The sequence below is a fragment of the Yersinia sp. KBS0713 genome, assembly GCF_005937895.2.
Classification (GTDB): domain Bacteria; phylum Pseudomonadota; class Gammaproteobacteria; order Enterobacterales; family Enterobacteriaceae; genus Yersinia; species Yersinia bercovieri.
Genome location: NZ_CP042173.1, coordinates 122661 through 137390, shown reverse-complemented (window position 1 = coordinate 137390; position 14730 = coordinate 122661). Strand labels below are relative to the sequence as shown.

Here is a 14730-nt window from a genome sequence, read left to right as displayed (position 1 = left end):
AGCCCCACCAAACCGCGGCGATTGAAACGGAATTAAGTGACGACTATCGGGCTGCATATTTTTGCTTTGGGAGCCTCAACCGCGCGACTCAGGCTCCTTCTACAATAATGGTTAATTCATCCTGATCTATTGATAAGAGAATGTAATGCTGGCAAGCGCATTTGCAGTGCCAGGTTGTAAACTCCCCGTCCGAATATACCGCGCCTGGAAAGGCAGTGTCAGTGTTTGTGCCTGACCGGTGGTTTGAACAAAAAATTGATTAAGTGTTGCTGAAGCCGAACTGTCCGGACCTAGCATCAGCGGGCCATTACCGTTATAGAAGAACTCCACACCGACACCGGCGGCAGTTGAGTCGCTGGTTAATGACACCACTGAGGAGCTGTTCGCCGGTTTAGCCTGATCTGTCATCACTGCGTTCACAGCAATATTTTCATCACAGCCCAGTGTGATGTTGAAATTGCCAAAAGCGGATGTGCTGCCGACTGAAGGTAGCGTGCGGACATCAATCGTCCCAAGATCCACATCTGCGGCCTTGGTCATGACAGTACATCCTGATGCTTGCACCGTGATGTTGACAGGATTGATGATCACACGTGCAGTTTTCACCTCATTGTTATAGGCCGTCAACACGGCAGCATCAATAGTACTTGTCTGGTAGACACCAGATGTGAGTGTATGACCCGTTTTGATAAACGTCACTTTCGCCGCCCAACCCAAATCCGGCGTGGAGCTGCTGGTTCCGGGGGCCGGGTATGTCTGGGTCAGACCATCCTGCAGCGGTATATAGACGGAGCTGTTGAAATCTTTCACCCCAATAATAAATCCCACCCCCGTCACTCCAGTTTCAAAAATGGTGTAATTGACACCATCGACATTTACCGACGCCCCCGTAGAGATGGCACCGCTGCCCGGCATCATGGTGCCTTTTGTACAGTTGAAGATATAACCGCACCAGAATACCTGCTGAACGGATGCCGTAGCACTCCAGGTGGAACCGATAATATTGCCGGGCTTCACCGAATCAGCTGGACCTGAATAGCTCATCGGCTGTGGCGATAGCGTAATATTTGATTTCCACTCCAAGGCATAAGCCTTATTTATGCAGCAAAGCGAAAAAATAATAGTGAGAAATAACCTTATCATTGATACTCCAATACCCAAGTGGCAGTGGCTGAGACGGGGCCAGGAGTGACCGGTGAGCCAGTTGCAGTAAGGCGTGCGTGGAATTTCATCTGCACACTCTCCGCACCGGGGGCGCCCAGAACATCTGTTTGCATATTTAGCGCCAGAGGCTCTTCGGCCCTATTCAGTAACTCAACAGCAACGCCGGTGGCCCCTCCCTCCTCAACTTTAATAAGATGGGCTATATTGCTATCCGGCGTGCCGATAAAACGAACCTTGACCCCAGTAAACGTCGGCCCACACTCTTCCAGATTGATGAAAAAGGGGGTTTTAATATTGCTAACTCCGTGTTTTACACCGAACTGTTGTGTGCCAATATTTCCCAAAGGAACCGTCTGCATTTTCGAATTCGTTGAAACAGTACAGGTGTTACCAATCAGTTTTCCCGTCACCGATACCAGCACATCGTAGGCCGGCACTGGGGAAGGTAAAAACGAAAGTGCCACTATTGCCAGTAATGGCACTCTTGAAATTATTGACATACCAACTCCTGCGAATAGAGACCAGTCTTAGGGTTGTAATATTTCTGATCCAACTGATAACTTGCAGTGCAGGTTTTATCATTACCTGTTCCCCAAGCCGCCCGTAGCATCCCCTGCGGTGGCAACCCAGACAAATAAAGGCTCCCTTCATCACCAACGATACCGGTGTTAGTGCCCTTGCCACTTAGCGAAACAAGAGTGCCAAATGGAAGAACATCGTTTTTATGGCGCACAAAAAACATCCCTTTCATGCCCACTTTTGTGGGAATTGTTGCTCTAACCAGAGCACCTTCGGTCGGTGTTTTACTAATAATGGTATTGTCCAGTTCAACACCGTCACCAGCTGTCGTCACATCCATTTCGACCCGATTGACACGATAAGGGGTTGCATACGGAATCACTGCATAGCCACGACTGTCGGTTTTAACTCCCCGATGACTACGGATGGCGACATCACTTGCGCCCTCCGCTTTAATCAGAATATTTGTATTGCCCAGTGGCTGGCTTAATGTCAGGCCATCTTCATGCAACACGGCGCCACCACTCATGCCGTAACTGAGATTGCGAGCGCTCTTGGAATAACCGTAACCGAGGTTGTAATCGCCTCTTCCCCCTTGGTAACGCAGGGCAAGATCACCGCCATTTTGTTGCTGGGTGCTGTAACGTTGGTTAGCGCTATAAAATAAATTTTCCTGCCCTGGCACATAGCCATTAAGGCCCACATTGCTGATGGAACCTGATGAATCAGAGTTTGTCAGCGCGTAGTTGGCGCGAGTTGATAGCGCGGGGTCCCCTAACGGTAATGAGAGAGATAACGAGAAAATATTATCTATTTTACTGTCATGCAGGCTGGTACTACGCTGGTAGCTGGCCCCGAGAGCAACACGACCAAATGTGTTGTTCCACGCAAATTGCGCACTCTCAACGGATTTGTCTGATTTCCAGTAAGTCTGCTTATCCCACGACAACGACAGCGCGCCGGCATCACCCATACTTTGTGACAAAACGACCTGATTTCTGGATTTACGTGATAGCGCCAGATCGTAGACATTCTCATAATTGGTGCTGATTGAACCATCAGCCTCCTTTATGAAATCCACATTTCCACCTTGCATCCTTTTGTAGGTGGTATCACTTAGCTCATAGAAGCCATCAGACGAAAAGAACCATGAATTTAGATTGATCCTCGTCCCATAATCGTTAAGCGATTTGTTGTAACGCAGACGTAAAGCATCACCACTGTAACTATTGCGGTCTGCCAGTACACTTTGAGCATGAATAACATCCATTGAATATGCGCCCAAGCGCCCAACGTTTTGTCCGATCCCCATCGCCAGACCAGTGTAATTCTCTGAAAACTGTGCGCCGCCATAGAGCGTCAAACCATATTCCCAGCCCCAGAAAACTTCAGTCTGCATAATAAGAGGGGAGTCCTGGTTTTCATTCGAACGAAAATAGCCGACCCCAGTGGCATATTTAAATTGTCCTGGGCGTACCAGATTCGGCACGCTGGCAAAGGGCACGGTATAATACGTTTCACTACCATTGGCCTCTTGGATCGTAACGGATAAATCACCGCCAGAGGAGGTCGGATACAAGTCGTTTAATACAAACTCCCCTGGGGATACGGGGGTCTGATAAATAATGTTGCCATTCTGACGTACAGTTACAGTGGCGTTGCTGCGAGCAATACCACGGACTTCAGGGGCGTAACCACTCAGGCTAGTTGGCAGCATATTATCATCGGTATTCATTGCCACACCTCTCAGCCCTACAGAACCAAAAATCTGTGCGGAGGTGTGAGTCTCCCCCAAATAGAGCTGAGACTGCAATGCAGGCAAATCACGCTGTACCCAGGTTTGGACATGCATCAGGCCATCATCCGTGTTTTTCGTCCATGTTGAATAATCACGAAATCGCCACGGACCAAAATTCACTCCGCTGTTCAAACCAATAAACATCTGATTGTCTATTTCCCGTGTCTCATGATGATATTCATTGCGAGATCCATTAACGACGTAATTTAGCCAGGCTGAAGAAATACCATACTCCCAACTCTTTGGGTTGATATAACCACGTGGTACATTCAACATATATCGCTGCGGAAGATTAAAATAAAGCGACAACTTATTTTGGTCAAAAGAGAACTCAGTGTCTGGGAAATAGTCACCTAGGAAATAACACTGTTCATCGGATAGAGATAAATCCACCTGAGCTTGAGTGACATCAATGAGCATTGATTTCATCTGGTCCAGAGTTAAACAAGGCTCAAGCAAAGAATTACCTTTCTTATTGTTAATGCTAAACTTCACATTCCCGGTAAATAGGTAATCTTCGTTTACGTATATACTGACATTATACTCACCGACAGGTAACTCACGCCCATCATTAACCCAAGATAGATCTGCAACGCTATCACTTTCGCCATTAAGAAATGCGGGATTAAAATGAATATCATTCTGTGCGTGAACTATACTTCCAAATAGACACAGGGATGGCAGAACGCGATTTATTTTCATCCTCACCTACATAATCTTATTTATGTTGTATTGTTTTATAGTAAAAATAACTTAACTAACTGTTAAAACCAGAGAACTCTCCGGCGTCCAGGCACCATAGTCGTTGATTGTTTGGTAACTAATCTGACGAGCATTGCTAAATGATTCTTCAAGTGTCACTGCATTTTTGGGTGGAATCATTATTGGCTTAACATTTTTTCCGTCCACTTTCATGTTAATAGTCGTAATATAAAAAGGCGTCGGATTAATTATTTTTATTTTACCGTTATGAAATTCACCACGCAGGTTTTTCCACTCTTCATTATTGGTTTTCGTTGTCAGTGCATCTGGTCGGTAAAACAACTTTATACGACTCGCAGAGGCAAACTGTAGGGTATTAGAACTACTTTTCTTATCAGATTGAGGGATCGCCTTGACGGTTATCCAATAAAGTGTCTCACGGTCTTGAGCTGGTGGCTGTCCATTAAACATCACCTTAACTGCATTTTCCATTTCTGGCTTAAGAACAAATAGAGGCGGTGTGATAACAAAATCACTAGAGCGCTGCCCTTCAGCATTTTCAACCCAAGATTGAATAAGAAATGATAATTCTTTATCAGTATTTCTGACGTCTAATAAAGATTGTGAAGTTGATCCTGAATAAACCATTCGAGTTACACCTAACCCGACTCCGCCTGCATATACTACAGATGTGCACAGAGAAGTGATCAACAAGATAAATGTAGTCAGAATACGCATAATAAACACCTGGATGTTGGAATAAAGTTTAAGGTCTGGCCATCCCTGCCAGACCTATCTATTAGGAGTAAGTCAGAGTGTAAGTAGCTACAGTGCTGGCATCACCGGCAGTAGCACCACCTTTAGGTGAATAATATTTCGCACCAAAGTTTAATGTATTAATGCCATCGCGTAAGTTTACAGCGCCAGAGGCTTCACCCAATTTAACGACCGAACCCTCCTCGCTATAAAGACGAACAGCGACGTTTTGTGCAGTGCCAGTTCCGCCATTTGAACCTACCGCCAGGCTGTCAGGATCATCATTATCTGGGGTGCCACTAAAGGTTACCGCAACATCCTGAGATACTGAGGAGTCACAATCTTCCAAAACAATAGAGAATTTCTTCATCGTTGGCGCTTCGCTAGCAGCAGCACTCAACGTAGCAGCTCTCACCTGCCCCATATCCACGTTAATATTGGCGCTATCGCTGCTCACCGCGCAGGCGGTAGTCACGACAGAACCATTAAAATTAATGGTTCCACCTGCAACTTCGGCAGCCCACGATGAAGTTGCCAGCGGAAACAATGCTAATAAACTGAATGGTAATAACTTTTGTGTTAGCGATTTATTATGTACTGTCATGTTAATGCCTCCTATATAGGCGGGTTAGTAAAATAAGATAAAATTATCTCTAAACAAGACAGTAATCTGTTTTGTTTTTGATCTTCCATTATATTATGCAAGCATAATCAGCTTGCACTTATAATACACTTCGATATAAACCCACCAGTAACCTCTGTTTGTTTATATCTGAAAAATACAAAGTTATAATTAAAGATCTCTTAAGCAACTGAAAGCATCATAGGTACGACAAGATTAGCGATAAAATAGCGGTGTAATGGTATGGATATTTAATGCGTAACCAACCTTTCCAACATTAATAATGAAATCCTGGCTCAACCCAATAGAGGTAAGCTTAAATTTTAATTCCCGTATCGTCTTCCATAATTGCTGGCTAGATGCAACGAGATTATAGTCTTCCCAAACTTCCTTTAGGAAAATTTCCTTTGAAACCGTATGTTCGCCCTTCGCGACTCGCGTTAAAAGGCATTTCAAAAATCTTACCATTACATCATTGAGAGCAACGGCACCCACAATCATTGAGCGCTCAGGGAACACTGCTGAGATTCGTGTTAATCTTTTATTGGAAATATCAAACTGAATATCATCATCAATAATAAAACCAAAAAGTCCGTTTTCCATAAATCATACAGCCCTATTCAAATGCGTATATCTTTCAATTTTTCTACCGATTGGTTATTGATGATGATCATATAGGTTATCCTCATCTCAAAGCAATCACATACACATGGCAAAGTATTTTATTGCCAGTTTGTTAGTTTTAGTGTTTTTTTATTATCATTCTGCATATTGCAGTTAATTTATTCAGTTATATGTTAATTATTGGTTTTTTCATCTTAAAACCTCTCCACTCTCGTTGCTAGCATAAAAAGTTATTTTAATGTATATTCACAGAGTTAACACCTAGTGGATTTTGTTAACAACATGATAGGAGCAGCACACCATGAGGCTAAAAATCCATAGATGACTCGATATAACAAACAGCTTCATTTATATGACACATGTTATTCAGCGGTAGCATTTATCCTATCTCCTGGCCGTCATACAACAGTGCTTATGTCCGTTGTGTTGGGTGAGATGAATACTATGGGACAATCCCGTATTATCGTAATTAACTTTTTTTATTTAAGTTTATTAAGGTTTCTGTACAGTCAATTTTGGGTAGAAAGAGCCAGTCAGCAAGAGATGAGTTGGTTGTTGAGAAACATAGAGTAAAGCAGTTGACTGAATCTAGTTAAACACTTGTTTTTATTGGATTAACATTCATTTTTACTAAATTTATATTTATCATTAAATATTGAATCACACTAGAATTAGGCAGTGCTTATGTACAGAAGAGTGGTTTGTTTTTAATCAGGGCATTAGAAATGCATACTAAATTTATTATTAATGGAAAGGTTTGCTTTTTGTCTGATGAGCATCGTTTGCAGCCAATAGGAGAACAAGGATCTGCCATTTCCTTGAACGTGCCTGTTAGCCGATGCTTATTATTGCTACTGCAACGCCAAGGAACTGTCATCAGTCAAAGTGACTTTGTTTATGAAGTTTGGGAAAGTAAAGGGCAGTTTGCTAATGCCAACACCTATTTTCAAAATATACACTTATTACGTAAGGCATTGAAAAATTCGGGCATTGAAGAAAACATCATTAAAACGGTGCCAAAGGAAGGAATTCGATTTACCGGTACAGTGAGCTACCCCGATGAAAGCAACTCCGGATCTGCTGCTGAGTCGGCGCAGGACAATGTCAAAAAAGCATCGACGGATAAACTTGCTCCCGATACGGTTGATGTAGAAATATTGCCGCCATCCAAGCCACTATTTTCCAGTCAAAAAAATTTATATGTGAAGCTTTTTTTCACATTCACTCTATTGGGTGTGTTCACTCTTCTGCTATTAAATTTCCATGAAGACACCAGCAAGAATACAGACTTTTTTTCCGACTATCAGCACATAGGCGAAGTGAACCAGTGTCAGATTTATGCTAGCAGTACATCTATTTTGTGGCCACGTAGTGAGTATCTAGATTTCATCCAAAACAAAAAAATCCACTGTCAACCAGAGCAGTTAGCCTATATTGCGATCAATATATTCAGAACACGCGCAGTCATCCATATTTGTGATAAAAGCGCGAACAATACTGCGTCCTGCTTAACTAAGTTGTATATTATAGAGAATAAAAATGAACGGTAAAAAAACGCTCATGTTTTTTGTCTTTTTAACAGCACTCGCCTTTTCTCCTTATATTGCTAAGATGGTCTATGACTATCACTCAGATCACTTTTCTTGTCGAGGGAGAATCAACTTCATCTATAATGAGGTAAACTTCAATGTACAAGTTAAATACACTTTTAATGGTAATGAGGGCGAAGTCGCTGTAGTCGGTGAACTCAGTAAGCCAGGAGAGAGGCCCCAGAGAATATCGCAGCAATTATCATTTAATTACACTCATAATGGTAATGAGATAGTCATGTTATCTACCCATTCAGCGTTGAGCGACGATCAGGCTAGAATGTTAGTTTCATTTGTTCCTGACTTTTATCTGTTTAAGGATCGAGGATTTCGGATCCGGATTTATCAGCAAGGGGATGGATATGTATTTACGACTTTCAATATCCCTGTATTTATCTGTACTAAAATATAAGACACTATCATAACCCTATTACATTAATGCCACTTATAAATCGTAGTAATATCTAAAAGCTCGCTAAAAATAATTGGTTGTTTCAAAAGAATATAAGTAAAGAGACGATCCCTGTTAGCATCGCCTATATTTTTTGCAAGCCAATAAGAAGTTGCTACCAACTCACCCGAACACCAACTGGCGCTCATCTTACTGTACAGATATAAATAAACTCTATTTTTACTTCACAGCAGCCACTGCCTGCGCACAAGCCCAAGCTGAACTCCAGGCCCATTGGAAGTTGTATCCCCCTAACCAGCCCGTGACGTCGACCACTTCACCAATAAAGTATAATCCTGGCACTTTATGAGCCTCCATCGTCTTAGAAGATAGCTCCTGAGTGTCTACGCCGCCAATGGTGACCTCAGCGGTTCGGTAGCCTTCCGTTCCATTAGGTTGTACCCGCCATTGCTGAAGATGGGTTACCAGCGCAGCCTGCTGCGGTGCATTTAACTGTTTCAGGGTGACATCCGGCAGTTGTTCCAACGTCTGCAGGCACTCCACCAAGCGCTTGGGTAATAGTTGAGCCAAGGTATTTTTCAGGGTCTGATTGGGGTGTGCTTGCCGCTCGTTGTTCAGGAAAGCCTCCAGATCAGTGTCAGGAAGTAAGTTAATACTCACATACTCCCCAGGCTGCCAATAGCTTGATAGTTGCAAAATGGCCGGGCCAGAAAGTCCACGATGGGTAAATAAAATGCTCTCGCGGAAGCTAACCCCATTTTCTGCCGTGACGACGGCCGGAACTGAAACACCGGATAGTGTTTGCAGGTGTTCCAGCAAGGGTTTATGCAAGGTAAAAGGCACCAATGCCGCGCGGGTGGGCAACACTTTCAAACCAAACTGCTCTGCCAGCTTATAGCCGAATGGGGAAGCGCCAAGACCGGGCATTGATAGCCCACCAGAAGCGACAACAAGTGAGTGAGCGCTCACTTTTTCATCATTAATCTGGAGCAAAAAGCCAGTTTCACTTTTTTCAACTGACAGCACATCACTGCGCAACCGGATCACTACCTGCCCCAATTCACACTCTTTCAGCAAAAGCTCCACCACCTGCTGCGCGGAATCATCGCAAAAAAGTTGTCCCAGTGTCTTCTCGTGCCAGGCGATACCATGACGATTCATCAGATCGATAAAATCCCATTGGGTATAGCGCGCCAAGGCAGACTTACAGAAATGAGGATTCTGTGACAGGTAGGCGGCAGGTTCGGCATACATGTTGGTGAAATTACAGCGGCCACCACCGGACATCAATATTTTGCGCCCCGCTTTTTTGCCGTTATCGACCAATAGCACCCGACACCCTGCTTGTCCGGCCTGAGCGGCACAAAATAGCCCCGCAGCACCTGCACCTATCACTACCACATCAAACTGTTCCACACTGGGCCTCACTGAATAAAAACATCATTGCTGCAAAATTGCCCATATTGCCTACTTATTATCTTATTTAGGGCATTCAACCGACAAATTAGCGGCGGGGGATTGTAAGTCGCTCACCGAAAGATCGCTATAGTAAGAAAATGTCTCATACGGTAAAATTAAGTAACCTGCTGATATAACATGCATATGTTGTTCAAAAAGTGCAGTTCGTCTGCGGTCATGTCAAAAAAAGGTCATATTTTCCTTTTCCCCACCCCCCATTGTCACTGATAATGCGCCGCGTTCATGTCCACAAACTGGCGTAACGCTTATGCTACATCTTTTCGCTGGCCTGGATTTCCATACCGGCCTAATGTTAGTTCTTGCTTTGATGTTCGTGCTGTTTTACGAAGCCATTAATGGTTTTCATGATACAGCCAATGCGGTTGCGACCGTAATCTATACCCGCGCCATGCGTTCACAAGTTGCTGTTGTGATGGCAGGGGTGTTTAACTTCCTCGGCGTGATGCTGGGCGGTTTGAGCGTGGCTTACGCCATTGTTCACTTATTGCCTACTGATCTGCTGTTAAACGTCAGTTCGGCACATGGGTTGGCTATGGTCTTCTCCATGCTACTGGCGGCGATTATCTGGAATTTGGGCACCTGGTACTTCGGTATCCCAGCCTCCAGTTCTCATACGCTGATTGGTGCAATCATCGGTATTGGTTTAACCAATGCATTAATGACCAGTACATCCATTGTCGATGCGCTGAACGTTCCTAAGATGATTCAAATCTTCCTGTCATTAATCTTATCCCCAATTGTGGGTCTGGTTATTGCCGGCTTGATGGTGTTCCTGCTACGTCGTTACTGGAACGGAACCAAGAAGCAGCAACGTATTCATCTGACACCCGCTGAACGTGAAAAGAAAGACGGTAAACGTAAACCGCCATTCTGGACCCGTACTGCGCTGATCATATCGGCTATCGGCGTGAGTTTCTCTCATGGCGCTAACGATGGTCAGAAAGGGATTGGCTTGATCATGCTGGTATTAATCGGTGTGGCTCCGGCTGGCTTTGTCGTGAATATGAATGCGACCGGTTATGATATTGCCCGCACCCGCGATGCAGTGACTCATCTGCAACAATATTATCAGCAACATGTTGAGGCATTGCCTCATGCCGTGGCGCTGAAACCACTGGTGCCGACACCAGAAACCTTGCCGAATACACCCGCACAGTTCCACTGTGATAGCTCACGCGCCATGATAGCCATTGATCATGCACAGGTGCTGCTGGCTAATCTGCAAAGCTACGACGACCTGACGGTTGATCAACGCAGCCATATGCGTCGCTTGCTGATGTGTGTTGCAGAAACCGCCGGGACTGTTGCCAAGCTGCCAGAAACCAGTGCTGAAGACCGCCGTTTCCTCAACAATCTACGTACTGATTTGTTGGAAACTGTGGAGTACGCACCAACCTGGATTATCGTTGCCGTCGCTCTGGCCCTCTCTTTGGGGACTATGATTGGCTGGAAACGTGTTGCTGTAACAATTGGTGAAAAAATTGGTAAGAAAGGCATGACCTATGCGCAAGGGGTTTCTGCCCAGATGACTGCGGCGGTTTCCATCGGGATTGCAAGTTATACCGGTATGCCAGTATCGACAACTCAAGTGCTCTCTTCAGCGGTTGCCGGGACCATGTTGGTTGATGGCGGTGGGGTGCAGAGTAAGACGGTTAAGAACATTATGTTGGCATGGGTATTAACCCTACCAATCTCTATTCTTCTTTCCGGTGGGCTGTACTGGGTCGCATTGAAGTTTATTTAACCCAGCGAAACCTTTTACTATCACCGTGTGTCTGCATGCAACACGATGATAATATCGAACGGTACAGTGTACTGAACGGTGATAATAAACAAAAAGGCGGCCTTAACAGGTCGCCTTTTTAAATACTACTCTGCCCATCATTGATGCTAATACCACAAGATTAACCCCATCAAACTCACCACGACCAAACCACACAATGCACTAGTCAGTATAAATTGCCCACGTAACCGCTCACAGCGGCGGATAAACTCGGGATCATGATGGTCAAGATAGCGTTGAGTAAAAATGTAACCCACTAATCTAATCTGTTTGCTCGGCTGACCGTGGGAGGTAAAAAATCCACCGCCATCAACATATTGATACAGCAACGGGTCGCAGCCACGTAATACCACCAACAGAGCACGTAATGATGAATAATAACGTGCCATATTAATCACACATACCACACACAAAGCCCAAAAAAGCGCGACGGTACTGATCATAATCATCCTCCCAGCGATATTTCACACATTGGATCAGTGACCTGAACCTTTGCGCCATCGCTCACTCTAGCCGATACAAACACCCCCAGGGCTTAAAAAGCCACCCCCTATCGTTCGCTTTCTCATGGTGGTTCGACCTGTTATTTGCTCGACACAACATCCGAACGTGTAGGACTCCCTTTATGAGTGTAGGAAATGAAATGGAAAATAGCCTGATAATCTCTAAATTATGCCGTTTTGGCCGTTATTAAGTATCGATTAGCCTTAACTTAAGTCGAATCTTACTTGCTGGTAAACGCGCTGAATTCATACAAAAATCGCTCAGACATTAATCTTGCTTAACTGAATTAGATAAACTTGACCACTGCTTTCACTCAATTATATTTGCATCACAAATATGAAATTCCGTTCATTGGGGTGCTTTATCAGCGCTATACTTTAGATAATGATCTGCTCTAAATTCGAGTGACCGGATAATGTCCCGAGGCTATAAACGGCAGAATTGAGTTACACCTCGGCACAAATAGATGTAAAACGATATAGGGTTACTTTAGTGATCATCGTCAAAACAGTGTGTTGTGATCCGTGAAACACTTCAGTTAGGGGTCATAATGCTACTATGTCGATATCGCGTTAGCACCCGTTCAACAGGTTGAATGTTTGCTTACCCATTAATTAACATTATGGAAGGAGTTTACTTATGGCTTACAAACACATTCTGATTGCGGTTGACCTATCTCCGGAAAGCAAGGTGTTGGTGGAAAAAGCGGTCTCTATGGCCAAACCGTACAATGCCAAAGTTTCCCTGATCCATGTCGATGTTAACTACTCAGATCTCTATACCGGCCTGATCGACGTTAATCTTGGCGATATGCAAAAGCGCATCTCTGAAGAGACTCACAATGCACTAACTGAACTTTCGCAGAATGCGGGCTACCCGATTGAGCAAACCCTGAGTGGTAGCGGCGACTTGGGCCAAGTACTGGTTGATGCCATTAAGAAATATGATATGGACTTGGTGCTATGTGGCCATCATCAGGACTTCTGGAGTAAGTTGATGTCTTCAGCGCGTCAGCTGATCAACACCGTGCATGTCGATATGCTAATCGTGCCTCTGCGCGATGACGAAAATGGCGAAGACGATTAAGCGTTCATTCAATCTAGCTTAACGTTATCACCGCTCACGCCCGCCTTTCGCGGGCGTTTTTTATGGTGCTTTTGGTGACATCACCCCCACCGCCACTCATTGATAACCCTGCTAACTTTGGGGTCGCCCTGGAAAACGGAAAATATCCTACGTTAAGCCTATTTTTAATACTTTTCTATGTTAGCTGGTCGTATGTTATCAGGTCGTTATGCGCTGAATTTACCCGATGTCAGCTTAAGATTGTTTCACCCGATGTAATTTACGGTCAGGTGATATGTTCTCTGTCGCAACCCAGATGCGACAGATTTAACGGTAAAATATCATTAAATGGAGCGCCTTTTCATTTCAGCGAGAGGAGCGTTATTTTTATACGTATTTCGTGGTACTGCTGCTATTGAACCACTACACTGTTCTTAGCTGGAAGTTTTAGTTCTGGCAAAAATCCTGTTCCAGCTTCATGCTGCAAAGTTAAAACTTCCCCAACAGCCTCTCACTCGGAGTATGTAATTTCACATGCAAAACGGTCCTGACGTCATACAGCAACAACAGTGGCGGCCAATTCAGGAACCTGAAGAGTCGATACTGATAAACATCAGTCAGACCACGCTTTCACCAACGATAAGACTGTGGCACGCACGCTACGAGACTACGTTTTTTCCAACCCAAAACGCCTTAATACGAAAAGCATTACACGACGCGAAGTTGGGAACAGCGACAAAGAAGCGTCAGGCTGAATTCTGGGCTGGCCGCAGCCTTATGATGCTGGCATTTTGTCAGAATATCCCTTTAGGGAAGTCAGCGTCCGGAGCTCCAGCATTTCCTAAAGGCAGAAATGGAGCGCTGTCTCACTCTCGTGAAAATGTATTACTTCTGGAGGGACCAGACGACTTACTTTTTGGTGTGGATATGGAACCGCCTTTAGTACCGGTTTCATTACAGGCTGTGCTCAGTAAAGTGGCGACAGAAGCAGAGCAAAAATGGCTGAGGTGCCTTCCGCCCGAACAACAGGTTTATGCCGCAACCATTCTTTTTTCAGCGAAAGAAACCCTTTTCAAATTACTCAATAGGGAAATGGACATTTGCCCATGTTATGCCACAGTCGAGGCCAGAGAAGCCCCTAACTCAGGTTCGGTAGTTTTTGAGTTGACCAGACGTTCAGGCTATGGGCTGCCTGCGGGAGAGCGTTTTATAATTATGTATGACAGGATTAGAGAAAATACAGTGACATGGGGAATTCATTCGCCAAAATGCACATCGTTCAGTAACCGTTGATCTTCTTCTTCGACCAGTATCAGAGTGTCATTCAGGGTACATATTCCTAAGTCAGTCAGTGCAATGATACGTTCTCGCCTGTCTGGCAGGAAAGGCTGAACAGTGATTAAGTTATTATGCTCAAGCCGCCGTAGGTTCAGAGACACCTGCATTTTGGGTATACCTGACATTTCCACCAACACTTTTTGTCTGACGGCAATGCACTTGGTCGCCCGATAGTTTTTTTCCGACAGCCAGCCACACATAGCGAGAATACTGAAGCTTTGTTGCGTCAGGCTGTAGGGGGATAGAATGATGTCAATACGTCGCTGCCACTGCTGGAACATTTGCAGGCAGCGGAAACCCCGGCTGTCCATCGGCGCATTATGGGTAAACCGTAATTCCGTTATGTTATCTGACATCTTGTATCCTCTCCTACAA

At 44.5% G+C, this 14730-nt stretch carries 14 protein-coding genes; 5 read left to right on the top strand and 9 right to left on the bottom strand.

The window, feature by feature from the left end:
• Positions 1 to 126: 126 nt before the first annotated feature.
• The 6 genes from FFE93_RS00580 to FFE93_RS00555 all read right to left on the bottom strand — a co-directional run bounded on the left by FFE93_RS00580 (position 127) and on the right by FFE93_RS00555 (position 6164).
• Entirely contained in the window at positions 127 to 1143 is a 1017-nt protein-coding gene (locus FFE93_RS00580) for a fimbrial protein (RefSeq protein ID WP_049601192.1), read from the bottom strand.
• Positions 1140 to 1664 (bottom strand): fimbrial protein, encoded by a 525-nt coding sequence (locus tag FFE93_RS00575; protein WP_057648078.1) that lies wholly within the window; start codon positions 1662 to 1664, stop codon positions 1140 to 1142. Before FFE93_RS00575 ends, FFE93_RS00580 begins: the two co-directional genes overlap by 4 nt.
• Positions 1655 to 4183 carry a fimbria/pilus outer membrane usher protein gene (locus FFE93_RS00570; protein WP_138774685.1) on the bottom strand — a complete coding sequence of 843 codons (2529 nt, stop codon included), beginning with the start codon at positions 4181 to 4183 and terminating at the stop codon, positions 1655 to 1657. The genes FFE93_RS00575 and FFE93_RS00570 overlap by 10 nt, the downstream gene beginning before the upstream one ends.
• A gap of 51 nt (positions 4184 to 4234) precedes the next feature.
• On the bottom strand, positions 4235 to 4921 hold the full coding sequence (locus tag FFE93_RS00565) for a molecular chaperone (protein ID WP_005273550.1): 687 nt from the start codon (positions 4919 to 4921) through the stop codon (positions 4235 to 4237).
• A gap of 61 nt (positions 4922 to 4982) precedes the next feature.
• The gene (locus FFE93_RS00560; RefSeq protein ID WP_005273547.1) at positions 4983 to 5543 is read right to left on the bottom strand and encodes a fimbrial protein; all 561 of its coding nucleotides are present in this window, start codon (positions 5541 to 5543) and stop codon (positions 4983 to 4985) included.
• Between the two features lie 234 nt (positions 5544 to 5777).
• Entirely contained in the window at positions 5778 to 6164 is a 387-nt protein-coding gene (locus tag FFE93_RS00555; RefSeq protein ID WP_032897571.1) for a transcriptional regulator, read from the bottom strand.
• Positions 6165 to 6910: 746 nt separating this feature from the next.
• On the opposite strand from FFE93_RS00555, the gene FFE93_RS00550 reads away from it, so the two are divergent.
• Both FFE93_RS00550 and FFE93_RS00545 read left to right on the top strand, forming a co-directional pair.
• On the top strand, positions 6911 to 7735 hold the full coding sequence (locus tag FFE93_RS00550; protein ID WP_138774684.1) for a transcriptional regulator: 825 nt from the start codon (positions 6911 to 6913) through the stop codon (positions 7733 to 7735).
• Positions 7725 to 8186 carry a hypothetical protein gene (locus tag FFE93_RS00545; RefSeq protein ID WP_138774683.1) on the top strand — a complete coding sequence of 154 codons (462 nt, stop codon included), beginning with the start codon at positions 7725 to 7727 and terminating at the stop codon, positions 8184 to 8186. Before FFE93_RS00550 ends, FFE93_RS00545 begins: the two co-directional genes overlap by 11 nt.
• A gap of 219 nt (positions 8187 to 8405) precedes the next feature.
• On the opposite strand, the gene FFE93_RS00540 is transcribed toward FFE93_RS00545, so the two are convergent.
• Positions 8406 to 9602 carry an NAD(P)/FAD-dependent oxidoreductase gene (locus tag FFE93_RS00540; RefSeq protein WP_005273538.1) on the bottom strand — a complete coding sequence of 399 codons (1197 nt, stop codon included), beginning with the start codon at positions 9600 to 9602 and terminating at the stop codon, positions 8406 to 8408.
• A 310-nt stretch (positions 9603 to 9912) separates the two neighbouring features.
• Here FFE93_RS00540 and pitA point away from each other — a divergent pair, with 310 nt between their 5' ends.
• Positions 9913 to 11409: an inorganic phosphate transporter PitA gene (gene pitA / locus FFE93_RS00535; protein WP_032897566.1), complete on the top strand. Its 1497-nt coding sequence runs from the start codon at positions 9913 to 9915 to the stop codon at positions 11407 to 11409.
• Positions 11410 to 11555: 146 nt separating this feature from the next.
• On the opposite strand, the gene uspB is transcribed toward pitA, so the two are convergent.
• Positions 11556 to 11891, bottom strand: coding sequence for a universal stress protein UspB (uspB, locus tag FFE93_RS00530; RefSeq protein ID WP_005273532.1), 336 nt, complete (start codon positions 11889 to 11891; stop codon positions 11556 to 11558).
• 700 nt (positions 11892 to 12591) lie between these two features.
• On the opposite strand from uspB, the gene uspA reads away from it, so the two are divergent.
• Both uspA and FFE93_RS00520 read left to right on the top strand, forming a co-directional pair.
• Positions 12592 to 13038 (top strand): universal stress protein UspA, encoded by a 447-nt coding sequence (gene uspA / locus FFE93_RS00525; protein WP_004874931.1) that lies wholly within the window; start codon positions 12592 to 12594, stop codon positions 13036 to 13038.
• Between the two features lie 513 nt (positions 13039 to 13551).
• Complete coding sequence (locus FFE93_RS00520; protein ID WP_138774682.1) at positions 13552 to 14310, top strand: 4'-phosphopantetheinyl transferase; 759 nt, start codon at positions 13552 to 13554, stop codon at positions 14308 to 14310.
• On the opposite strand, the gene FFE93_RS00515 is transcribed toward FFE93_RS00520, so the two are convergent.
• Positions 14274 to 14711 (bottom strand): MarR family winged helix-turn-helix transcriptional regulator, encoded by a 438-nt coding sequence (locus FFE93_RS00515; RefSeq protein ID WP_049600385.1) that lies wholly within the window; start codon positions 14709 to 14711, stop codon positions 14274 to 14276. The genes FFE93_RS00520 and FFE93_RS00515 overlap by 37 nt on opposite strands.
• Positions 14712 to 14730: the final 19 nt, after the last annotated feature.